At 33.3% G+C, this 22,536-nt stretch carries 19 protein-coding genes and 1 pseudogene; 9 read left to right on the top strand and 11 right to left on the bottom strand.

The genetic code is table 11. The features are described 5' to 3' along the window. Positions 1–14 precede the first annotated feature (14 nt). The 7 genes from C8P67_RS11735 to C8P67_RS11705 all read right to left on the bottom strand — a co-directional run bounded on the left by C8P67_RS11735 (position 15) and on the right by C8P67_RS11705 (position 8,891). A complete protein-coding gene (locus C8P67_RS11735; protein ID WP_115813372.1) occupies positions 15–1,286 on the bottom strand; it encodes an adenylosuccinate synthase in 1,272 nt (423 codons plus the stop codon). Between the two features lie 18 nt (positions 1,287–1,304). After that, positions 1,305–1,784, bottom strand: coding sequence for a Fur family transcriptional regulator (locus C8P67_RS11730; RefSeq protein WP_115813371.1), 480 nt, complete (start codon positions 1,782–1,784; stop codon positions 1,305–1,307). Between the two features lie 334 nt (positions 1,785–2,118). Beyond that, positions 2,119–4,338 (bottom strand): RelA/SpoT family protein, encoded by a 2,220-nt coding sequence (locus C8P67_RS11725; protein WP_115813370.1) that lies wholly within the window; start codon positions 4,336–4,338, stop codon positions 2,119–2,121. 199 nt (positions 4,339–4,537) lie between these two features. Next, positions 4,538–6,085: a serine hydrolase gene (locus C8P67_RS11720; protein ID WP_115813369.1), complete on the bottom strand. Its 1,548-nt coding sequence runs from the start codon at positions 6,083–6,085 to the stop codon at positions 4,538–4,540. A gap of 93 nt (positions 6,086–6,178) precedes the next feature. Further along, a complete protein-coding gene (locus tag C8P67_RS11715; RefSeq protein ID WP_115813368.1) occupies positions 6,179–7,516 on the bottom strand; it encodes a S41 family peptidase in 1,338 nt (445 codons plus the stop codon). Between the two features lie 12 nt (positions 7,517–7,528). Beyond that, on the bottom strand, positions 7,529–7,957 hold the full coding sequence (locus C8P67_RS11710; protein ID WP_115813367.1) for a MarR family winged helix-turn-helix transcriptional regulator: 429 nt from the start codon (positions 7,955–7,957) through the stop codon (positions 7,529–7,531). Positions 7,958–8,105: 148 nt separating this feature from the next. Beyond that, positions 8,106–8,891: a TrmH family RNA methyltransferase gene (locus tag C8P67_RS11705; RefSeq protein ID WP_115813366.1), complete on the bottom strand. Its 786-nt coding sequence runs from the start codon at positions 8,889–8,891 to the stop codon at positions 8,106–8,108. Between the two features lie 147 nt (positions 8,892–9,038). Between C8P67_RS11705 and C8P67_RS11700 the strand changes: the two genes are divergently transcribed. The 5 genes and pseudogenes from C8P67_RS11700 to C8P67_RS22495 all read left to right on the top strand — a co-directional run. Continuing rightward, positions 9,039–9,641 carry a trimeric intracellular cation channel family protein gene (locus C8P67_RS11700; RefSeq protein WP_115813365.1) on the top strand — a complete coding sequence of 201 codons (603 nt, stop codon included), beginning with the start codon at positions 9,039–9,041 and terminating at the stop codon, positions 9,639–9,641. Between the two features lie 124 nt (positions 9,642–9,765). Beyond that, positions 9,766–10,743 carry a GNAT family N-acetyltransferase gene (locus tag C8P67_RS11695; protein WP_115813364.1) on the top strand — a complete coding sequence of 326 codons (978 nt, stop codon included), beginning with the start codon at positions 9,766–9,768 and terminating at the stop codon, positions 10,741–10,743. Beyond that, the gene (locus C8P67_RS11690; RefSeq protein WP_115813363.1) at positions 10,740–11,840 is read left to right on the top strand and encodes a DegT/DnrJ/EryC1/StrS family aminotransferase; all 1,101 of its coding nucleotides are present in this window, start codon (positions 10,740–10,742) and stop codon (positions 11,838–11,840) included. Before C8P67_RS11695 ends, C8P67_RS11690 begins: the two co-directional genes overlap by 4 nt. Positions 11,841–11,850: 10 nt before the next feature. Further along, a complete protein-coding gene (locus C8P67_RS11685) occupies positions 11,851–13,116 on the top strand; it encodes an O-antigen translocase (protein WP_245980432.1) in 1,266 nt (421 codons plus the stop codon). A 17-nt stretch (positions 13,117–13,133) separates the two neighbouring features. Beyond that, a pseudogene (locus tag C8P67_RS22495) lies at positions 13,134–13,268 on the top strand (T9SS type A sorting domain-containing protein); the annotation flags it as partial. Positions 13,269–13,319: 51 nt separating this feature from the next. Here C8P67_RS22495 and C8P67_RS11675 read toward each other — a convergent pair. Continuing rightward, positions 13,320–14,234, bottom strand: a complete 915-nt coding sequence (locus tag C8P67_RS11675; protein ID WP_115813360.1) for a glycosyltransferase family 2 protein — start codon at positions 14,232–14,234, stop codon at positions 13,320–13,322. Positions 14,235–14,280: 46 nt separating this feature from the next. On the opposite strand from C8P67_RS11675, the gene C8P67_RS11670 reads away from it, so the two are divergent. From C8P67_RS11670 to C8P67_RS11660, 3 genes are read left to right on the top strand one after another with little or no spacing between them, the layout of a single operon-like run. Beyond that, positions 14,281–15,399 carry a glycosyltransferase gene (locus C8P67_RS11670; protein WP_115813359.1) on the top strand — a complete coding sequence of 373 codons (1,119 nt, stop codon included), beginning with the start codon at positions 14,281–14,283 and terminating at the stop codon, positions 15,397–15,399. Further along, entirely contained in the window at positions 15,392–15,790 is a 399-nt protein-coding gene (locus C8P67_RS11665; RefSeq protein WP_115813358.1) for a sugar 3,4-ketoisomerase, read from the top strand. The genes C8P67_RS11670 and C8P67_RS11665 overlap by 8 nt, the downstream gene beginning before the upstream one ends. Next, a complete protein-coding gene (locus tag C8P67_RS11660; protein WP_115813357.1) occupies positions 15,787–16,872 on the top strand; it encodes a glycosyltransferase family 4 protein in 1,086 nt (361 codons plus the stop codon). The genes C8P67_RS11665 and C8P67_RS11660 overlap by 4 nt, the downstream gene beginning before the upstream one ends. Positions 16,873–16,884: 12 nt before the next feature. Here C8P67_RS11660 and C8P67_RS11655 read toward each other — a convergent pair whose 3' ends face one another. From C8P67_RS11655 to C8P67_RS11645, 3 genes are read right to left on the bottom strand one after another with little or no spacing between them, the layout of a single operon-like run. Continuing rightward, on the bottom strand, positions 16,885–17,622 hold the full coding sequence (locus tag C8P67_RS11655; protein WP_115813356.1) for a class I SAM-dependent methyltransferase: 738 nt from the start codon (positions 17,620–17,622) through the stop codon (positions 16,885–16,887). After that, entirely contained in the window at positions 17,615–18,511 is an 897-nt protein-coding gene (locus C8P67_RS11650) for a glycosyltransferase (RefSeq protein WP_115813355.1), read from the bottom strand. The genes C8P67_RS11655 and C8P67_RS11650 overlap by 8 nt, the downstream gene beginning before the upstream one ends. Beyond that, positions 18,511–19,194, bottom strand: a complete 684-nt coding sequence (locus tag C8P67_RS11645) for a cell division ATP-binding protein FtsE (protein ID WP_115813354.1) — start codon at positions 19,192–19,194, stop codon at positions 18,511–18,513. The genes C8P67_RS11650 and C8P67_RS11645 overlap by 1 nt, the downstream gene beginning before the upstream one ends. Positions 19,195–19,486: 292 nt before the next feature. Between C8P67_RS11645 and C8P67_RS11635 the strand changes: the two genes are divergently transcribed. Further along, positions 19,487–22,501, top strand: coding sequence for a tetratricopeptide repeat protein (locus C8P67_RS11635; RefSeq protein ID WP_115813352.1), 3,015 nt, complete (start codon positions 19,487–19,489; stop codon positions 22,499–22,501). Positions 22,502–22,536: the final 35 nt, after the last annotated feature.

Genomic DNA, 22,536 nt, shown 5'->3' with positions numbered 1-22,536 from the left:
CAGCCTAGATATTATTATTTAAGAATTGTTTGTTTTCTGTCTGGTCCAACAGATACAATTTTTATTGGAACTTCAACTTCTTTTTCAATGAATTCGATGTATTCTTTCAGTTCAATAGGTAATTCTTCGTAAGTTGTCATACCTGTTAAATCTTGGTGCCATCCTTTGAATTCTTTGAATATTGGAGTTACATTTTCTGGCTCGATATTGTAAGGGAAGTGAGAAATGTTTTTTCCTTTATAGTTGTATTCAGTACATACTTTTAAAGTTTCGAAACCAGAAAGTACATCACCTTTCATCATCATTAACTGAGTTACACCGTTGATTTGAACAGCATATTTCAAAGCTACTAAATCTAACCATCCGCAACGTCTTTGTCTTCCTGTAACTGATCCAAATTCGTTTCCAACTTTAGCCATTGTAGCACCGTCTTCGTCAAAAAGTTCAGTTGGGAAAGGTCCGCTTCCTACGCGGGTTACGTAAGCTTTGAAAATTCCGTATACTTCTTTGATTTTGTTTGGAGCAATTCCTAAACCTGTACAAGCTCCTGCGGCAGTTGTATTTGATGAAGTTACAAATGGATAAGTTCCAAAATCAACATCTAATAATGAACCTTGAGCACCTTCGCAAAGGATTGATTTTCCAGCTTTTTGTGCTTGCGCTAAATATTCTTCACTGTCAATAAAGTCTAATGTTTTTAAAACTTCAATAGATTCGAAGAATTCTTTTTCCATTTCAGCAAGATTGTACTGAATATTAACATCGTGAAATTTAATCATTTCTTCATGTTTGTCAGCTAATGCTCTGTAACGGTCTGCGAAATCTTCTAATTCAGTATCTCCAACACGCAGTCCGTTTCTTCCAGTTTTGTCCATGTAAGTTGGTCCAATTCCTTTTAGAGTAGAACCAATTTTTGCTTTTCCTTTTGAAGCTTCAGATGCTGCGTCTAATAAGCGGTGTGTTGGTAAAATTAAGTGTGCTTTTCTTGAAATGATTAATTTGGATTTGATATCCATATTAAATTTTTCAAGACCTTCGATTTCTTTTTGAAAAACTACAGGATCAATTACGACACCGTTTCCGATAATATTTACGGCTGTTTTATGAAAAATTCCAGAAGGAATTGTTCTAAGAACGTGTTTTATTCCGTCAAATTCTAAAGTGTGTCCTGCATTTGGACCTCCTTGAAAACGAGCAATTATATCATAATTTGAGGTAAGAACGTCAACTATTTTTCCTTTTCCTTCATCTCCCCATTGTAATCCTAATAATAAATCTACAGTCATTCTATATTTTATTTGCAGTTAATTTTCTATTGTGTCTTCTGTGTTTGTTTTTTTCTTGTTTCCGTATAAGTACAGGGAATGATTGGTGATTTCGATATCAAAAATTTCTTCGATAGTTTTTTTGATAGTCTGAATCCGCGGATCGCAGAATTCAATTACTTCACCAGTATCGGTCATAATAATATGATCGTGCTGTTTGTCGAAATAAGACTTTTCGTAATGTGCCTGATTTTGCCCAAACTGATGTTTGCGGACTAATGCACAGTCTAGTAATAATTCGATGGTATTGTAAAGGGTAGCTCTGCTGACACGGTAGTTTTTGTTTTTCATTTTGAGGTATAGATTTTCTATATCAAAATGTTCTTCACTGTCGTATATTTCTTGAAGGATAGCATAACGCTCAGGTGTTTTGCGGTGTCCTTTGTTTTCCAGATACATTGTAAAAACATTTTTTACAATTTCCTGATTATTGTTGTTGTTTGTCGAAATGAGTGTCATATCCTGCAAAGATAAATTATTATTTTAAAAGTATAAAAAAATAGGGTTTTAATTCTGAACGGTTTACTTTCTTTTTTGGTTTTTAAAGTGCAATTTTTGATGTGGTTTATCGGAAAAATTTAAAGGTCTTGTGTAGCGCGTGAGGGATAGAAGCTGGCTACCGAAGTAGCGCGTATAGCCCGACCTCGCTGAGCAAAGGGGCTTTATAGATGATGCTATAAGTAAGCCCCTTTGCTCAGCGAGGGCACGCCCTAATGGTTTTTGGAATTATTTGTTTTTGGATTTTGGTTTTGATTGTAACAATTTTTACTCTTAAAGTTTATTTTATAAGGTATTAGTTTTTGTACACTCGGGTTACTTTGTCGATTCCGTCAATTTTTTTGATATTATCCATTAGTCTTTTTAAAATGGTAATATTCGGAACGATTACAGATATTTGTCCTTTGAAAATACCAGCTTCTCCGTTAAGCGAAATACTTTGTATATTCACGTTCATATTGTTTGAAATCACTTTTGTCAGCTCGTTTGTAAGTCCTAAACTGTCCATTCCCATAATGTTGATGGTGGCTTTAAAATCCTGCTGAGTGGAATCAATCCACTTGGCCTGCATGATTCGGTAAGCATAATTGGACTGTAGGGCAATGGCATTCGGACAGTCTTTTTTGTGTATTTTGATGCCTTCGTTTATGGTAACAAAACCAAATACTTCGTCTCCAGGAATTGGATTACAGCAGCTTGACAATTTATAATCGAGTTTGTCCTGAGTTTTGCCAAAAACAAGCATGTCATAATTATTACTGATAACCTGCTTGTGAATATCCTCGTTTGGAGTATTGTTGTTGCGCTTAATTTTATTTTTGAAAAAGTTGATTAAAGAGTTGCTTTTTTGGCTTGCATAATCTTTTAACTGTTGGTTATCAATAGATCCAACGCCAACTCTGTAAAATAAATCCAGACTTGTTTTTAGTTTGAAAAAGTTAACTAACTCGTTAGTTGTCTGTTCGTTTAAGACTACTTTGAGATGTTTTAATTTACGGGTAAGAAGCTCTTTTCCGTCTTCGGCAATTTTTTTGGTGTTCTCGTTGAGGACATTTCTAATTTTGTTTTTTGCCCGCGAAGTGGTAACAAAATCCAGCCAGTTGATGGTTGGTTTTTGATTTGGAGAAGTGATGATTTCGACTTGATCTCCACTTTTTAATTCATAATTCAGCGGCACTAATTTTCCATTGACTCTCGTTCCTCTTGTTTTTATTCCGATTTCGGAGTGAATACTGAACGCGAAGTCCAGTGATGTAGCACCTTTTGGAAGGGATTTGATTTCTCCTTTTGGGGTGAAAATATAAATCTCTTTGGAATACAGGTTCATTTTGAAATCCTCGACAAAATCTACGGCACTCGTCTCTGAGTTTTCGAGGGCTTCTTTCAAAAGGTTTAACCAGACATCGAGACCGTTTTCTTCGGTAGCTCCGTTTTTGTATTTGTAATGAGCGGCGTAACCTTTTTCGGCAATTTCATCCATACGTTCACTTCGCACCTGTACCTCGACCCAACGGCCTTTTGGTCCCATTACGGTAATGTGCAGTGCTTCGTAACCAGTTGATTTTGGTGAAGATATCCAGTCGCGTAATCGGCTTGGGCTGGGTCTGTAATGATCCGTAACGATGGAATAAATTTTCCAGGCAAGGAATTTTTCGTCATGCGGATTGGATTTGTAAACTATACGTAAAGCAAACTTATCATAGACTTCATCAAAACTTACATTTTGCGCCAGCATTTTTCTATTGATGGAATAAATGGATTTTGGACGGCCTTTGATGATATAGTCAATATTTTCCTCGTCTAAAGCTTTTTGAAGTACTTCGGAAATGTCTTTGATATATAGATCCTGCTCTTCTTTGGTTTCTCTTATTCTGCTGACGATGTTGTTGTATCTTTCAGGTTCGGTGTATTTTAACCCTAAATCTTCTAGTTTGTTTTTTATTTTATAAAGTCCCAAGCGATGTGCTAATGGGGCATAGATATACAAGGTTTCGGATGCTAATTTGACCTGTTTGTGGTCTTCCATAGAGTCCATGGTAAGCATGTTATGGAGTCTGTCGGCTATTTTTATCAGAATAACGCGAACATCATCATTTAGTGTTAACAGCATTCTGCGGAAATTCTCTGCCTGCATGGAAACATTAAGGTCTTTTTGTACCAATGATATCTTTGTCAAGCCTTCGACCAATTGAGCAATTTTTGGCCCAAACATTTTTTCAATGTCTTTGACAGTAATCGGAGTATCCTCGACAACGTCGTGCATTAAAGCTGCAGCAATAGAAGTTGCACCCAAACCAATGTCTGAGGCTACAATTTTTGCAACAGCAATTGGATGGAATATATAGGCCTCTCCAGATTTTCTGCGCTGGTCTTTATGAGCGTCTACGGCAACATCAAACGCCTTGCGTATCACTTTCTTATCCTCTGTGGTTAGGGTTTGATAACTAATACGAAGAAGCTCTTTGTACTCGTGAGCAATTGCTTTGTTTTCTTTTTCTATATCGATTTCTATCATAACGGCATGGTTCAATTCTTAAAAATATGAAAATTTTAGCTGCTGTGCAAGGGTAAGAAGAGGGATTTTAGAATTTAAACTGCATAAATTTGATTTTTGATTTTAGATATTAGAATAAAAAAATAGAGAATAGATTAAAGAATTATTCGAATTTCTTTAAAGTCTATTCTCTATATTCTGTTTTCTATTTGTGTTTCAGTTATCTAATTTTCTTTAAATCCAAATCCTGAAAGTCATAACTAAAATCGGTTAGCTCAGAAATCGGTTTCATTTTGATACCGATTGCTTTTCCTGTGGCATCAAATTCAAAAAACAGATGGGCATCTGCATGGAAAAATGCATTGTTCCATTTTACAACCAGATTTTTGTCTTTATAAAGAAACAGTTCACCTGCAAGCTGCGGGGATCGTTTGGAGGCAAAAAGCAGTTTTCCTTTCTTTTCGCTGATTACTACTTCGCCGAACCATACATCTTTGTAGGTTCCCAAATAATTACTGAAGTCAATTTTGATCTTGTCTTTATTGTTTTTGGCAACCTGAGCCCAAACTTCTTCGGTGGTTTTATCGCCAGTTTCCTCGCCTTCTTTTTCCCATTTTCTGTACATGGCAACATAATCCTCCGATTTGATTCCTAGATAGCTGTCTTTGATTGTGTTAGTTATTGCAGTAAAAGCAGCGCCCGACTGCTGGTTCGTCAAGACTACAATTCCTAAATTCAATTCAGGAATAAGAGTAACTTGAGTTACAATTCCTTCCAATCCTCCCGTGTGAGTCACTTGTTTGTATCCTTTTACATCACTCAAAAACCAGCCCAATCCGTAAGAAGAGAAATGGGTGTTGTATGGTGGTCTTGTGGCTGAGGGAAGTATGGTTTGCGGCGTCCACATTTCATTGCGTTCTTTCTCAGAAAATAATTGTTTGTTTTCGGTTCCGTATTTTCCATTATTCAATTGCGTAATCATCCATTTGCTCATATCGTTTACGCTTGAGTAAATTCCTCCCGCTGCATCCAATATTTGATTTTTGTATCTGGAGATTACTTTTAGCTTTCCGTCAACGGGTACATGAGGGACAATAACATTGCTGGTGTCTTTCAATCGGACAAAAGATGCGGCGCTGTTTTTCATTTCTAGTGGTTTCATAATTCGGCTTTCGACAAAATCACACCAGCTCATACCGCTTACTTTATGAACAACTTCACCAGCTACCATGTACAGTAAATTGTCATAATCAAATTTTGTTCTAAAACCTGATACTGGTTTCAAATATTGTAAATTTCCTATGATGTCCTGTGCCGTAAAATTGCTTCCGTCAGGCCAAATCATCAAATCACCTGCTCCAAGCCCCAAACCGCTTCTATGAGTCAGTAAATCGCGGATGGTAAATTCATTGGTCACATAATCATTGTACATCTTGAAATTTGGCAGATAAGTAATGACTTTATCATCCCATTTTAGTTTGCCTTCATCAATTAAGATTGCGAGAGCTGTACTTGTAAAAGCTTTGCTGTTGGACGCAATCCCATAGAGCGTATTTGCATCTACCTTTTCGTTGGTTAAGATTGATTTTACTCCGTAGCCTTTTGCCAATATCACTTTTCCGTCTTTTACAATTGCTACTGCAATTCCAGGAACGTTGAATGCGGTTAAGGTTCGGCTGACTAAATTGTCTACTTCCTGTTCTGTAATCTGAGCAAAAGAATTACCAAATGAAAGAAGCACTACAAGGAAAATGCTGATTTTTTTCATATTTGTTCAACTTAATTATTTTAATTTTTAAATCTGTAAGTTAAAAAATTTAATTTTGTAATCTGCATTTTTCTTTCATGTAGTTTCTGACTATTAATTCTTTTGATAGTTTTTTGCATTTCCGTTGACATTATGGACGGTTATGCTTGCTATTTTACCATTTACTTTTTTAAATTCTACTCTTAACATAGTATCCTCTAAATCAAAAAGATCTTTTTCAATTGGCACCATTTTGACTTTCTGGACAGTATTTAGCTGATAAAATAAATCTCCGTTTTCATAAGTTATATTTTTAGAACCAAATTTTCCCATATAACTTTCAGATTCCTTTGGTTTTAATGTTATAGGATTTTGTTTTACTTTTAATGAAGTCAGCAGCCATGGATAGATTTTATTTGGATTTTCAGCGTCTTTTGCTGCTAACTTTTCTAATGCTTTTACTTGTGCAGTATACAAAGCATCGCTTGCTGGAACTTGTATGTCTGGCTGTACGCCTGTTCCTTCCCAATTCGTTTTAGTTATTGGATTTATTGCTCTTCCGGTTGGTATCCAGACTGTAAATTGGTCTGTTGCTATATTATTTTCGCCAGGATTTGCACCGCCTCCAGTAATCTCGCCTATAACGGTGGCGCGATGCAGGTTTTTTAGATTATAAGTAAATTCTTCGGCGGCAGAAAATGTGCTCGTACTGGTTAAAATATAAATATCTGCGTTTGGTATACGTTCGCCGCTTACATAAGGCAAAGTCCAATATTGTTCATTTGTGTCAGTCTGTCTGTAATATATATTGTTTAAATAGACGGGTTCCGAATCAAAAAGATAACTGGTAATCAGCTGGACCATGGCTGGAGAACCTCCTCCATTTTTTCTTAAATCAATAATTAAGGCATTAGTGTTAGAAAGGAAATTCATAGCTGCAACTGCAGTTTTGCCTCCAAAAGAAGTTTCTTCAAAGCTTCGCAAATCCAGATAACCTATATTCCCTTCAAGTATTTTGACTTCCTTAAATCCGTAATTGCTTTTTTTTAATTGTTCTATAACAGATGCTGGGTATTCTTCATGATCTGCATTTTTATCGTTCTCTCTTGTTTCTTTTATGTACGAAGGATTATACTGAACTCGTATGTGTTTATCGTTACTTATGACCAGCAGATCTGCTGTTAATCTTTCAGCAAATAAAACTGGATCTGTAATAGTAGAATAAGAGCCATTTTTGAAATTTGATAAAATAAAGTCTCCCATTTTTTTGGCAGTTTCTAGAAAGATGTATTTTTTGTTCAATAGTAAATTGATGGAATCGATAACTTGCAATTGTTCTGTTTTTGTTACCGTATATGGTTTCGTCTTTTTATCCTCTGGAGATTGTGCTGCTATTTTTATTGGAATCAATAACAGAGAATAAAGAATAATTAATAGAGTTTTTTGTTTCATTTTTTTTATGATTTAACTGATGTTTGCGGTTATTCTGGAAAGAATCGAATGAAGATTCTTTATTTCTTCGTCGGTTATGTTTTTCAATGCTTGAGTTCTGTTGATTTGAATGTAGGGCTGCATTTTGTCAATAATAGTATTCCCTTCTTTTGTTAAAGTCAAATCAAATCTCCTTCGGTCCTGTGACTTTAAATTTCTAGACAGATAGCCTTTCTGCACTAATAATTCAATAATTCTGGTAATTGAAGCAACATCTTTAAAAGTTTTAGTAGCAATATCTTTTTGTGATATGGAATTATCTTCTTCAATAGTTTTTAGCACAAGCCACTGATCAATGGTTATTTCAATACCAGCTTTTGAGATGTTCTTTTGAGCGAACTGCCTATATGTTTTTATTGATTTTTCAATTGAATAAAAAATGATGTCATTAAGTTTTTCCATTAGCTTTTAAATTATTTGATACAAATATAATTGATATATCAATAAAATAAATTGAAATGAAAATTTTTTATTAGTTTTTTTTAAAACTAATGTGACGTATCATTTGTAAATAATAAGTAATTGTTAGAAAGAATCGAAAAACAGCTGTCTAAAATCCTCTCTGTCTTTTCGCTTCAAATATCAAAATAGCGGCCGCTACTGATACATTCATACTGTCAATTTCACCCTGCATCGGGATAATAATATTTTGAGTTGCCGCATTACGCCATTCCTGCGTAAGGCCTGTGGCTTCGGTTCCAACAACTAATGCTGTTGGCGAAGTATAATCTTGGGTATGATAGGAAGTAGAGTTCTGAAGCGTGGCGCAATAAAAATTAATGTTTCGCTCTTTCAAAAAAGCAATAATTTCGGAAGTAGTTCCCGTTGCAATCTGATTGGTAAACAAACAGCCAACACTTGAACGGACAACATTAGGATTGTACAAATCACTTTTTGGATTAGCGATAATCACAGCGTCAAGATTTGCAGCATCTGCAGTTCGTAGTAAAGCTCCAATATTTCCTGGTTTTTCAGGAGCTTCGGCGATAAGAATCAGCGGATTTTCGGATAATTGTAAATCTGATAATTGCATTGATTTGGCTTTGGCAATAGCCAAAATCCCTTCGGTAGTATCTCTATATGCTAGTTTTTGATAGACTTCTTTGTTGATTTCTATCAGTTCGGCATTATTTGATAACTTTCGGCTTTCAGTTTCTGAACACACTTCAGGTAAAAACAAAACCGTTTCTATTGTGTATCCGCCTTTCAAAGCCAGTGAAATCTCTCTTTTCCCTTCAATCAAAAATGTTCCCGACTGTTTACGCGCTTTAGCTTTTTCTTGCAGTAACGCTAGGGATTTTATAAAAGGATTTTGAATGGAAGTGATTTGTTTCAAGTCTGTAGGAGATTAGTTTCTATGGTGCTAAGGTACTACCATTTTTTAAATTCTTAAAATAATCAATATAAGTCCTTTTTTATTTAATTTTGAAATTCTAACAGCAATCTGCAATATAAAATCTGCAGTCTAAATTTAAAAATCTCAATGTTTCATTTACTCGACATTATAGGAACTATGGCTTTTGCAATGTCTGGCGCATTAACGGCAATGAGCAAAAAACTGGATCCGTTCGGTGTTTTTATCATCGCGTTTGTAACTGCAGTCGGGGGCGGAACCCTGCGTGATGTCATGATCGGGCGTACACCGGTAGGCTGGATGCAGGATCCAACTTATGTGTATGTAATTGTTTGGGGATTTATTTTAGCAATTATATTCAGGAAAAAATTAGACAGACTTCGTACCTCTTTAGCTTTATTTGACACCATCGGATTAGGAGTTTTTACGTTAATCGGAATCCAAAAAGGGATTGATTATCATCTTCATCCCGTAATCTGCATTGCTCTTGGAACTATGACCGCTTGCTTTGGAGGTGTTACTCGTGATATTTTGTGTGTCGAAATTCCAGTTATTTTTCGCAGAGAAGTCTACGCAACTATCTGTATAATTGGCGGAATACTATTTTTTGCCCTCCGAAAAATGAATGTGGAAAATGATGTTTTGTATTTGGCAACTTCATCCATAATTATTGTCATCCGTCTGCTGGCTGTAAAATACAAATGGCATCTTGCTCCATTGGAACACAAATAAAAAATCATTTGATTTTTGGCATTCTTTGTGTTTTCTCTGTGAATCTTTAAGCTGTATGTTTTTTGCAATTCCTATCTGGAATATTAGCTTAATTGTGTACTTTTCCACTCTCTAATACTCAATTGTGAAAGATTATAATGTAAAACGATATCAGGAAAGTGATTATGAAAGCTGGAATACTTTTGTGAGCCATGCCAAAAATGCTACGTTTTTGTTTCATCGTGATTTCATTGAGTATCACAAAGACCGATTTGAAGATTTTTCGATAATGATTTTTGAAGGTGAAAAGCTGGTTGCTATTTTGCCCGTGAATAGAGCAGGAGAGACTGTTTATTCTCATCAAGGCTTGACATATGGAGGGCTGGTTTATGGAGAGAGTTTGAAGTTAGCTTCTGTAATTGCTGTTTTTAAAGCTATATTGTTTTATTTATGGGAAAATAAAATCACCAAAATTCAGATCAAAACATTTCCGTCGATCTATCATAATAAACCAGCCGAAGAGTTGAGTTATGCCCTGTTTTTGGCGGATGCCAGATTAATTAGAAGAGATACATTGGCAGTAATTGATTTATCAAAACCATTTCAATTTTCAATATTAAGAAAGCGGGGTGTTCAAAAAGCAATTGGTAATGGTTTAGTAATTAAAGAAGAAAATAATTTTGAACCGTTCTGGAATCAGATTTTAATTCCCAATTTACAATTAAGACATAATGCAGAACCCGTTCATACTCTGGCTGAAATTCAATTGTTAAAAAAGCGTTTTGATAAAAATATAAGGCAGTTCAATGTGTATTTTAATAATGAGATTGTAGCAGGAACAACCATTTTTGAATCTGAAAATGTGGCTCACTGTCAGTATATTTCAAAATATGAAGAGAACGAAAATTTAGGGAGTTTAGATTTTCTGTATGATCATTTGATAAAAAATGTATTTGCTCATAAACGATTTTTTGATTTTGGAATATCTAATGAAAGTAATGGAAAAATACTTAACAACGGATTGTCATATTGGAAAGAAAGTTTCGGAGCCAATACTATTGTTCATGATTTTTATGAGGTAGACACAGTTCATTTTTCTAAACTTGAAAATGTATTAAAATGATCAAATTTTTAGACTTAAAAAAAATAAATCAGGCTTATGAAACCGCTTTTCAGGAAAAATTGAAATCGGTATTGGATTCGGGCTGGTATATTTTAGGAAAAGAAGTTCAAGAGTTTGAAACCAATTTTGCTAATTATTGCGGGACCAGACATTGCATTGGTGTTGGGAATGGATTAGATGCTTTAGTGCTGATTTTTAAAGGCTACATACAGCTTGGTAAATTGCAAAAAGGCGACGAAGTTATCGTGCCTGCCAATACTTATATTGCCAGTATTCTCGCTGTTTTGCAGGCTGATTTAGTACCTGTTTTAGTAGAGCCAAAATTAGAAACCTACAATATTGACTCTAGTTTAATTCAAAGAAAAGTAACTCCAAAAACCAAAGCCATTCTGGCTGTGCATCTCTATGGGCAACTGGCGGAAATGGATAAAATAAACAAAATTGCTACTGAAAATGATTTATTGGTTGTTGAAGATGCCGCTCAGTCACATGGGGCAATCAGCAATCAAAAATCAGCAGTCAAAAATCAGCAATCAAGCGTAGCGCATAGCTTTTATCCAGGAAAAAACCTCGGTGCGCTTGGAGATGGCGGAGCAGTTGTTACTGATGATTCTGACTTAGCCAAAGTTATTATTGCTCTACGGAATTATGGTTCGGAAACCAAATATCATAATGATTTTATTGGTGTTAACTCGAGACTGGACGAACTGCAGGCTTCTTTTCTGAACTTAAAATTACCTAATTTAGATGCAGATAATGAACGTCGAAGAGTAATTGCTAAACGTTACATATCTGAAATTAAAAGCGATAAAATAATTTTGCCATTTTGGGATTTATCGAAAAACCATGTTTTTCATCTGTTTGTTATTCGAACAAAAGACAGAGGTGATCTGCAGCATTATTTGATGGAAAACAGCATTGAAACGATGATTCATTATCCGATTCCGCCACATAAGCAGAAGGCTTTTGAATATTGGAATGATTTATCTTTTCCTATTACAGAGAAGATTCATCGGGAAGTGCTGAGTTTGCCTATTAGCCCTGTCATGACAATGGATGAGGTGGATTACGTTGTTAAAGTTTTAAATAAATATTGAATTGAAGTTTGTGAAAAATATAATCCAGACTCAATTGTTTAAAATTTCTTCTTTAAACAGTTTGAGTGTGATCCTGAAAATTGGGGTTGGTCTTGTTACTTCTAAGTTATTGGCTGTTTTTGTAGGTCCCAGCGGAATGGCTTTGGTAGGAAATCTACGCAATTTTATGACTTCACTGGAAAGTATTTCAACTTTGGGTTTTCAAAATGGAATTGTAAAATATGTTGTAGAATCTAAAAATGATAAAAGTAACTTTCAGAAAATTATAGCAACAGTTTTTATCAGTTTGTTGTTAGTTGGAATAGTCTTATGCGGTATTTTGTTTTTTTTTGCAATCTATTGGAGCAATCAAATCTTTGGAGCAAATTATAATTATTCGTTTGTTTTTAAAGTGTTAGCACTGACTTTGCCTTGGTATGCAGTTTCGTTGTATTTTGTTGCAGTTATCAATGGAATGGGGAAATTCAAAAAAGTGATTTGGATTACCATTATAGGAAACGTAATTGGTTTGTTATTGTCATTGATTTTGATTTGGAATTACAAAACACTTGGAGCTTTGCTCGCTATTGTTGTATCGCCAGCTCTATTGTTTTTAGTGAGTTTTTATTTTTTTAATAAAGAAGTTCCTTTTTTACAAGCTATTAGGCTACGCTTTTTTGACTTTCAGATTATAAAAAATCTTTCTTCCTATTCTTTGATGGCATTAGTTTCTTCGATATTTGGACCATTGGTTTTTTTGGCCATCCGAAAAAATGTAATTGCGATTGTAGGAATTGATCAAGCTGGTTATTGGGAAACAATGACCAGAATTTCATCTTATTATATGCTGTTTGCAGGGACTATTTTGTCAGTGTATTTTTTACCAAAATTGGCTAGTGCTAAAAATGAGAATGAAACAAAAGCCGTTTTCTGGAGTTACTACAAAAGTATTCTGCCATTATTTATATTAGGTCTTACTCTAATTTATAGCTTGCGTTTTTTTATAGTCGAATTGCTTTTTACAAAAGATTTTTTACCTGTAGCATCTATGTTTTTTTGGCAATTAATAGGAGATATTTTAAAGGTTGCTTTTTTAATTTTGGGCTACCAGTTTTTTGCTAAGAAATTGACTGTAGCCTTTATCATTTTCGAAATTGCTTCGCTTGCAGTTTTGTATTTTTTAAGTAATTATTTAATTCATTTTTTTGGAATTCAAGGGGTTTTAATAGCTCAAGTTTTGGATAACTTGATTTATTTATTGGTATTGGTGGTTTATTTTAGGAAGTATTTGTTTTAGTAAATTATGATGCTCATGGTAAAGAAGTATATCAATATAGCACTAAAGAAGCAATATTTGATATTAGTTTGCCAAATCTTTCTTCGGGGTTATATTTTGTAAAACTGGAAGGTAATAAATATGAGGAAACTGTGAGGTTTGTTAAAAATTGATTTTTTTGTAATTAACAATAAAAAGAGATATCCAGTCTCTTTTTATTGTTTTCATTTTTTTTTGAAATGCTTAAATGTTTTTCTCCAAGCCAAAATAATTCTTAATTCTAAATTTCTTAAAACCAACCAATAGTTTTTGTTTTTCAGGCAATGTATAATGCTATTATGAACTCTTTTTTGAATAGCTAAATCTTCTTCCCTGCTTCGGTTAAGTTTTATTCCTTTTTTTAATATTAAATATGTTGAATGGTCTAATCTTCGGGTCTGATCATTATTTTTTTTATAAAATTTAGTGGCTAAAGAATTTGAAACAATTCTTTTTTGCATAATCGGTTCATCGATAAAATCGAATTCATAGATTCGAGAGGCTCTAATCCAAAAATCCAGATCTTCATAAGCAAGAGACTCATCATAACCTTCAAGATGATCAAATACACTTTTTTTTATCATTGCAGAAACGGAACACATACTGTAAAAATCGGATAGGACATTTTTGTAAATATCGCCCGTAATTCTTTTTTTGATTACTTTTTTTTGAGGATTTACTGGGAAATAATAGGAGTCAAATAAACCATTTTCTAAAATTAATTCAGCATTGCCATAAACTACACCAAGATTTTTAAAAGTACTATTTTTAAAAGCGTTGATTTGTGTCATGACGCAATGCGGCAGCAGGACATCATCAGCAGCTAAATCGATTATATATTCTCCTGTTGCTTGTTTTAGTGCTTTATTGAATGATTTTGTATTTCCTAAATTGGTGTCATTACTAATAAACTCAATGCTGGAATGTTGTTTTAACCAATCTTCAATTATTGCTTTCGAATTATCAGTACTGAAATCATCAACTATAATAAGCTGGATAGGTGAATAGAATTGATTTATAACAGAATTTAAACTCTCCACAACGTAGGCTTCATGATTATAGCATAAACAGATAACGGTTACCAGTGGATTGTCAGACATTATTTTTGTAAAAGGTTATATTTGTATCAAAAATAATAAATTGAAAATGACATTGCCTAAAAAAAGATATAAGATTGCTTTAATTGGTTATCGATTAACTGAAGGAGGGGGAGAAAAGGTGATGGCTAATTTATCTCTTTTTTTTGAAAAAAAAGGAATTGAAGTTCACAATATTATTGTTTTAGATGGGGTAACTTATCCTTATTCAGGTAAGCTTGTTAATATGGGGCTGCTTAAAAATGAAAGCAATGGATTTTTGAATAAATTAAAACGATTACTTTTTTTTAAGAATCATCTGAAAGAAAATAATTTCGATTTTATTATTGATTTTCGACCTAGAACGAAATTGCTTCAAGAAATATTTATTGCGAAGTTCATATATAACACCAAAACAATTTTTACAGTGCATAGTTTTTTAATAGATTATTATATGCCAAAAAACTATTGGTTGACAAGATTGATATATAAAAAAATATATGCTGCTGTAACTATAGGTAATCAAATTGAAGAATTGATAAAATCTAAATATAATTTAAAAAATGTAATTACTATTTTTAATCCTATAAATTTAGATGAAATCAATATTAAAATTAATGAAGGTGTTGATCTTGATCTTGATTATATTATTGCAATTGGGCAATATCGCGATAACATAAAACAATTTGATAAATTAATTTTAAGTTTTGCTAATTCTATTTTGCCTGAAAGAAATATACATTTAATAATTTTGGGTAATGGAAACAAAGATTTTTTGACTCAGATAGCTATAGATAATAATGTTCTTAATTTTGTTCATTTATTGGGATTTCAAGAGAATCCTTTTAAATATTTGAAAAAATCCAGATTTTTGGTTCTTAGCAGTAAAAATGAAGGTTTTGCAAATGTACTTGTAGAGTCTTTGGCCAGTCAAACACCTGTTGTAGCTTTTGATTGCCTTTGTGGGCCAAGTACAATTATTAAGCACAGAGAAAATGGATTGCTGGTTGAAAATCAAAATATTCAGAAACTGACCGAAGCTTTGAATTTGTTTGTCGAAGATGAAGAATTGTATAATAATTGTAAACAAAATGCCCTTGCAAGTATCCAGAAATTTTCTTTAGATAAAATTGGAAAACAATGGTTAGATTTAATGCAGATTGATAAAAATAATAAAGAAAATGATTGAAGAAATACAATTGCTTAAAATTCCAGTTATTGAAGATATAAGAGGAAATTTAGGAGTTATAGAAAACGGTTTCCTGCCATTTGAATTGAAGCGAGTGTATTATCTTTTTGATGTACCTAGCAGTGCTTTTCGAGGTGGGCATTCCCATATTTTACAACAGGAGGTTCTTATTGCTTTGAGCGGAAGTTTTGAAGTTACGATTCATGATGGCTATAGTAAAAAAAGTTATCTCTTAAATAAACCAAATGCAGGCTTGCTTATTCCTGCAGGATATTGGAGAGAATTGGAAAATTTTTCATCAGGTGCAGTTTGCCTTGTTTTGGCTTCGGATGTTTTTGATGAAGACGATTATATTCGAGATTTTGACAAATTTTTGGAGTCAAAAAAATGAAGATTCTATACATCGCACCTGATATAACTGACTCTGGCGGAATTTCAAGGGTTATTTCTTTGAAAACTAATTATTTTGTTTGCAGTTTTAATTATAAAGTTGTCATACTATCTGTAAATGATTGTACTTCCAATCGTTTTTACGATTTTCATTCAGATATAAAATGGTTTAACATTAAAAAAACTAAAAATCTATTCTTTTTTAGAAACTATATTCGATTAATAAAAGAAATAATTTCCAAAGAAAAGCCAGATGTAATAGTCATTTGCGATGCGGTATTGTGGTTGTTTATCCCTTGGTTTTTACAAACTAAGATTCCAATAATTTTTGAAACACATTTTTCAGTTTCGTTCGAAAAAGTAAAAAATAGAAGTTTATACACGAAGTTAAGATCCGGATTGGTACATTTTTTTAAACAGAAAACAATAAATAAATTTAGCTGTTTTGTTTCAGTAACTGATGAAGGAAGTAAAGAATGGAATGCTAAAAATAAAATAGTTATTCCTAATCCTGTAAGTTTTAAGGTTGCTGAAAAAGCTAATTTGGTCAATAAAAGAGCCATGGCGGTCTGTATGATTCCTCACATCAAAGGGCTGGATAGATTGTTATTGATCTGGAGCAGGATAACTCAAACACATCCTGATTGGCAGCTGGATATTTATGGTCAATTGGCAGCTGATTCTGAATATCAAGAAATGGCTAATAAATTAAATATCTCAAATAATATAAATTTTCTTTCACCTGTCAAAGATATACAGCACAGTTATAATCAATCGTCTGTTTTTTTAATGACTTCAAGGACAGAAGCTTTTGGGATGGTACTTATCGAAGCAATGGCCTCAGGTGTCCCCTGTATAGCTTATGATTGTCCTTCTGGTCCAAGAGTTATTATTGACGATGAGGTAAATGGTTTTTTGATTGAAGATGGAAATTCAGATTTATTTGTGCAAAAACTCGAATTGCTTATTGAAGATGAGAATTTGAGATTTCAAATGGGTAAAGCTGCCCAAGAGAGCATAAAAAAATATGAAATCGAAGGCATAATGAAAAAATGGGATAAGCTGTTTTTGGATTTAATATAACCGCATCTAAAATTACTTCCGCTTTTTCATGATCAAAATGGTTTCATTTTCGGCCAAGCCATAAAATAAATTTTTGTTCTGATATTGATTTACTTCTGTTTTAAATCCAGATTGTATTAATCTGTTTTTCAGGCCTTCAATAGAATAAATTCTTACATGATCTTCCTGTCCAAAATGCCGAAGTCTGTCCTCTGTTGAGGTGATAGTATAATCCTCGTATATTTCTCCTTCTTTGAAAGGCGTTTGAACAAACAGAGTTCCTGTTGGTTTTAAAGTTCTGTGAAGTTCTTTCATAGCCGATAAATCATTAGTAACATGTTCTAAAACATGATAGCATAAAATTAAATCAAAAGTGTTATCGTCTTCGGGAATTGATGTGATATCATATTGGTTGTCAGAAATAAAATCTCCTGACAGATCAGTAGCTTTATATGATGCATTTTGTTTTTTCCATTTTCTATACAAACATCTGGAAGGGGAAAAGTCTAAAACTTTTATATCTTCTGCCAAATAACTATTTTCAATAAACATCCACAATCTTCTATCTCTTGCCAAGCTCCCGCATTTAGGGCAAATTTTATCCTGATTATGTAAAATGATCCATTTTTTTAACTTTGTTTTACAAATGGTACATTCGTATTTTGAACCTCTGTAAAATAGTGACCATCCAGATCTTAAAAAAGGTTCTATTTTGAATATTGCTTTTTTAGGCAGAAGAGTGTTAATTATTTTTTTTAGACTGTTATACATTTTTTGTTGGAGTCATGGAACATAAATACCCCAATTTATAAAAGTCTAATAAATATAAATTTGGATTGCCAGATTTTAAATTTGTTAGTATTCTTTGTCTCGTTTTGTTGTAGATTACTTTCACAAGTCCAATTAAATGAAGTTTTTTTAGAACTAAATAAACTTTGCTTAATTTTATGTCTTTGAAATCGATTTTTTGCTGATTGATTAAATTATATAAAGTATTTACTGCTCGTTCAGTCTTTTGAATGAAATCAATACTGTTTTCGTTATTGTTATGAATTAAATGATTTTCAATATGACTGATTGGAACAGAATTTAGACGCAGTGATTTTATAAAAATAGCATCTTCATAACCATATTCACGTATGAATTCAGGAAAAGGATATTGTAAAAGAATTTCTTTTCTTAAAAGCAAGTTCCAAGTAAACACGAAAGAGTAATTGCTTTTTTGTCTTTCTTTTAGAGATTTTGTTTCTCGGGCATGTCCATATTTCCATCGAAGTATTTTGTCTTTTTCAGGAATCGTTTCAGGATATTTAACACCTCCAAAAATTATTGAGGTGTCGTTTGAAATTAAGGTTAAGTAATTTTTGAGGTAATTTTTATTCTCAGGAAAGGAATCGGATTCCATAATTAGAACATAATCTTCATTTGCTTTAGAGCACAATAAATTAATGTTTTTTCCTCTTCCGATATTTTTTGGATTTACTTGGTAATGACAATTTGATAATGAATTTATTTTTTCATTTTCAGATTTGAATATCTGGCTGTTATCATCTTGTGCCAGTATTTCATATTTTATTCCTAATTCATCAGCTTGAAGCTTGAGTTCGCTAACTAGCGCATTAACATCATAATTATAAACCGGAATGAGAATAGAAAGCATTACACCGTTCTTTGAACTACTTCAAAAATAGTTGCGTCCTCACATTTCAATGTTTTGTATGGATATTTCATCAACAAAGCATAATCGTGGGTAGCCATGATAACTGTTTTGCCTAGAGCATTGATTTGTCTTAAAACTTCAAGTACTTCGGTGCTGGTTTGCGGGTCAAGATTTCCTGTTGGCTCATCTGCAAGAATAAATTCGGGGTCGTTCAGCAAAGCTCTTGCAATGGCAACACGCTGTTGCTCACCGCCAGACAATTGATGTGGCATTTGATTCGCAAAATCTTTCATGTTTACTTTTGCCAGTACTTCTTCAATTTTTGCGTCCATTTCTGCAAGGTCAGTCCAGCCTGTTGCTTTCAAAACAAAAAGCATGTTGTCCTGCACAGTACGGTCTGGCAGTAATTTGAAATCCTGAAAAACGATTCCAAATTTTCTTCTCAAAAACGGAATATCTTCTTCTTTTAGAGTCGCCAAATCAAATTCTACAATCTTGCCTTCGCCTTCAGTTAATGGCAAATCAGCATATAATGTTTTTAATAAACTACTTTTTCCAGAACCTGTTTTTCCAATGATGTAGATAAATTCGCCGTGAGTAACTTCTAAATTAACATCAGATAAAATAGTTTTTCCTTCTTGATATATGTTTACGTTTTTTAAAGACAGTACAGATTGTGCCATGGTAGAATTTGTTTATTGGGTAAAAGTAAAAAATCAAATTTCAAAAAACAAAAAACAAAAGGCAAATGTCAAAAAGTAAAAAACAAATTTCAAAAATCAAATGACAAAACTCAAAAAACAAATTTCAAAAACGAAAATGATTTTTTAAAAAATAAATATCAAGTTCTTGGATTGCTCCCCTCTCCAAAGGAGAGGGGCTGGGGGTGAGGAAAAATAATTTATAATAAAAACGTCTCGGCTTCCGTTATAAAATCAGAATTAAATATCTTTGATTGACTAAATAAAAACGACAATGCGTATACCTATCAGGCTTTTTTTATTCCTTTTTTTTCTTCCAATAACCTCCCTGTTTTCTCAGCAATCGACCATTTATACCTACTCTTTAAAAGAATTCGACAAAGCGGTTTCGTTGTATGAAGATCAGCAATATGCATCGGCACAAATTATTTTTAAACAGGTAAAAGAGAAGGCTACGACTGAAGGTTTACAGTCGGATTGTGCTTATTATATTGCCAATTGTGCCATTCGTACCGATCAGGACAATGCCGAAGAACTTATTAATCGTTTTGTAGAAGAATACCCGTCAAGCCGAAAACAAAATCAGGCTTTTATCGATGTGGCGTATTACTATTTTGATCATAAAGAGTATAAAGAAGCTATGCATTGGTTTGAAAGAGTGGATGAAAGTGTTTTGAAAGAAAGCGAAAAAAACAAATTCAATTTCGAAAAAGGATACACTTATTTTGATGCCAAAAATCCTAAAAAAGCAAAAAGTTATTTCAGCAGAGTAACGGATTCCGATGAATATGGTACCCAAAGCAAATACTATATGGGTTTCATGGCGTATGAATCTGATGATTATGCGGAAGCCAACAAACAATTTGATCAGGTTTCCGGAAATGAAAAATATGCTGAGAAATTGTCCTATTACAAATCGGATATGAGTTTCAAGGCAGGAGAATTTCAGAAAGCTATTGATTTAGGAATTAAGGCAATGCCGAAATCAACTCCTGAGGAAAAATCAGAATTAAATAAAATCATCGGCGAAAGCTATTTTAATCTAAAGCAATATGATAAAGCAATTCCGTATTTGGTAGGTTATAAAGGCAAAAATGGAAAATGGAACAATACCGATTTCTATCAGTTGGGTTATGCGTATTATGTGCAAAAGGATTATGAAAATGCCGTTTCGCAATTCAATAAAATTATCGGTGGAAATGATTTCATAGCACAGAATGCCTATTATCATTTGGGAGAAAGTTATTTGGAATCAGGAAAAAAACAACAGGCTTTGAATGCTTTCAAAAACGCTTCTGAAATGAATTTCAATTTAAAACTGCAGGAAGATGCGAGTTTTAATTATGCCAAATTGAGTTATGAAATTGGGAATTCGTACCAAACTGTTCCCGAAGTTTTGTTGGCTTTTATGACTAAATATCCAACGAATCCTAATAATAGTTTAATAGAAAAATTATTGATTGACTCTTATATTTCGTCTAAAAATTACAAGGAAGCATTGGCTTTATTGGAAAAAAATAAAACTTCCGAAAATAGGGGAGTATATCAAAAAGTAGCTTTCTACAGAGGATTGGAATTGTATACGAATAGTGATTATTTTGGTTCTATAGCAATGTTCGAAAAAGGTTTGAAAGAACAAAAAGATGCTGTAATTACTGCCCGCACCACTTTTTGGAAAGCAGAATCTGAATATAATTTAGAAAATTTTAAAGATGCTTTAGCAAGTTATCAGCAATTTGTGGATTTGCCAAAAGCCAAAGAAACGGTTGAATTCAAAAACGTTAATTACAATATTGCCTACGCCAATTTTAAATTGAAAGAATATGATAAGGCAGGTGATTTTTTCCAAAAACAAATAGAAAGCAACAAAGCAGATAAATTTCGTTTGAATGATTCGTATCTGCGTTTGGCCGATTGCCGATTTGTAACGACAAAATATCAGGTGGCTTTAGATGCTTACAATAAGGTAATTGAATCCAAAAGTGTAGATGCTGATTATGCGTATTTTCAAAAAGCGCTTTGCTATGGATTCCTTTCGAAAAACAGTAAAAAAATCGAAGAGCTGAATGCCTTTTTGACATTATACCCAAAATCAGATTATCAGGACGATGTGTTGTTTGAGCTAGGAAATACATATGTAGCCGAGAACAAACAAGACTTGGCGATTAAGGCTTATGATAAATTAATTACAGGTTTTAAAAGCAGTTCGTATACATCAAAATCTATTTTGCGTCAGGGATTGATTTATTATAATTCGGATAAAGATGATTTAGCTATTGCCAAATTTAAAAAAGTGGCTTCCGAATTTCCAAAAACTCCCGAAGCCTATGAAGCCGTTGCTACAGCCCGATTGATTTATGTTGATAATGGAAAAGTTGATGAATATGCTTCTTGGGTACGTACTCTGGATTTTGTTGCGGTGACGGATTTAGAGTTGGATAATGATTCTTTCGAGGCTTCACAAAAACAATTGGAACAAGGAAATTCTAAACAGGCTATTTCAGGTTTTAGTAATTATGTGGCTAAGTTTCCAAATGGAGTTCATATTCTGCAGGCTAATTTTCAATTGGCACAACTGTATTATGCTGAAGGTACAGAAAGTAAATCAGTTGCTAATTATGAGTATGTGGTCAATCAGTCGCGTTCCGAATATACGGAGCAATCGCTGGTTCGTTTGGCTCAAATATTTTTGAAAGATAAAAATTGTGCTAAATCAATTCCAGTTTTAGTCCGTTTGGAAAAAGAAGCCGATTTTCCACAGAATAAAACTTTTGCGCAGGCGAATTTGATGAAATGTTATTATGAAACAAAGGATTATTCCAATTCAGTTGTTTATGCAGATAAGGTTTTAGCGAATGCAAAAGCGGAAGAAAATGTAAAAAGCGATGCGCAAATTATCGTAGCTCGTTCTGCAATGCAAACAGGTGATGAGGCCAAAGCCAAAACTGCTTACGCAAAATTAGTGACCGTAAGCAAAGGAGAACTGTCTGCTGAAGCTTTATACTATGACGCTTATTTTAAAAACAAGGACGGAAAATTCGAGCTTTCGAACACAGCGATTCAAAAATTAGCCAAAAATTATTCGAGTTACCGCTATTATGGAGCCAAAGGTTTGATTCTAATGGCAAAAAATTACTACGGTTTGAAAGACAGTTATCAGGCAACTTATGTTTTGGATAATGTAATCGAAAATTTCACCGACTATTCGGATGTGGTCGAAGAAGCCAAAACAGAGCTGAATAAAATAAAAACCGAGGAAGCCAAAACGAATTCATCAATTAAAGGTTAGATTTTAGAAATCAGAAGGCAGAAGTTAGAAATTAG

The sequence above is a fragment of the Flavobacterium aquicola genome (assembly GCF_003385115.1).
Lineage (GTDB): Bacteria > Bacteroidota > Bacteroidia > Flavobacteriales > Flavobacteriaceae > Flavobacterium > Flavobacterium aquicola.
The sequence above is the reverse complement of the archived record's forward strand: the minus strand, read 5'-3'. Positions and strand labels throughout refer to the sequence as shown.

Coding starts and splice junctions, on each gene's coding strand:
- C8P67_RS11690 (WP_115813363.1), top strand. CDS start 10,740: ATGATCAAATTTTTAGACTTAAAAAAAATAAATCAGGCTTATGAAACC.
- C8P67_RS11660 (WP_115813357.1), top strand. CDS start 15,787: ATGAAGATTCTATACATCGCACCTGATATAACTGACTCTGGCGGAATT.
- C8P67_RS11720 (WP_115813369.1), bottom strand. CDS start 6,085: ATGAAAAAAATCAGCATTTTCCTTGTAGTGCTTCTTTCATTTGGTAAT.
- C8P67_RS11670 (WP_115813359.1), top strand. CDS start 14,281: ATGACATTGCCTAAAAAAAGATATAAGATTGCTTTAATTGGTTATCGA.
- C8P67_RS11635 (WP_115813352.1), top strand. CDS start 19,487: ATGCGTATACCTATCAGGCTTTTTTTATTCCTTTTTTTTCTTCCAATA.
- C8P67_RS11665 (WP_115813358.1), top strand. CDS start 15,392: ATGATTGAAGAAATACAATTGCTTAAAATTCCAGTTATTGAAGATATA.
- C8P67_RS11710 (WP_115813367.1), bottom strand. CDS start 7,957: ATGGAAAAACTTAATGACATCATTTTTTATTCAATTGAAAAATCAATA.
- C8P67_RS11730 (WP_115813371.1), bottom strand. CDS start 1,784: ATGACACTCATTTCGACAAACAACAACAATAATCAGGAAATTGTAAAA.
- C8P67_RS11735 (WP_115813372.1), bottom strand. CDS start 1,286: ATGACTGTAGATTTATTATTAGGATTACAATGGGGAGATGAAGGAAAA.
- C8P67_RS11700 (WP_115813365.1), top strand. CDS start 9,039: ATGTTTCATTTACTCGACATTATAGGAACTATGGCTTTTGCAATGTCT.
- C8P67_RS11655 (WP_115813356.1), bottom strand. CDS start 17,622: ATGTATAACAGTCTAAAAAAAATAATTAACACTCTTCTGCCTAAAAAA.
- C8P67_RS11650 (WP_115813355.1), bottom strand. CDS start 18,511: ATGCTTTCTATTCTCATTCCGGTTTATAATTATGATGTTAATGCGCTA.
- C8P67_RS11675 (WP_115813360.1), bottom strand. CDS start 14,234: ATGTCTGACAATCCACTGGTAACCGTTATCTGTTTATGCTATAATCAT.
- C8P67_RS11725 (WP_115813370.1), bottom strand. CDS start 4,338: ATGATAGAAATCGATATAGAAAAAGAAAACAAAGCAATTGCTCACGAG.
- C8P67_RS11715 (WP_115813368.1), bottom strand. CDS start 7,516: ATGAAACAAAAAACTCTATTAATTATTCTTTATTCTCTGTTATTGATT.
- C8P67_RS11645 (WP_115813354.1), bottom strand. CDS start 19,194: ATGGCACAATCTGTACTGTCTTTAAAAAACGTAAACATATATCAAGAA.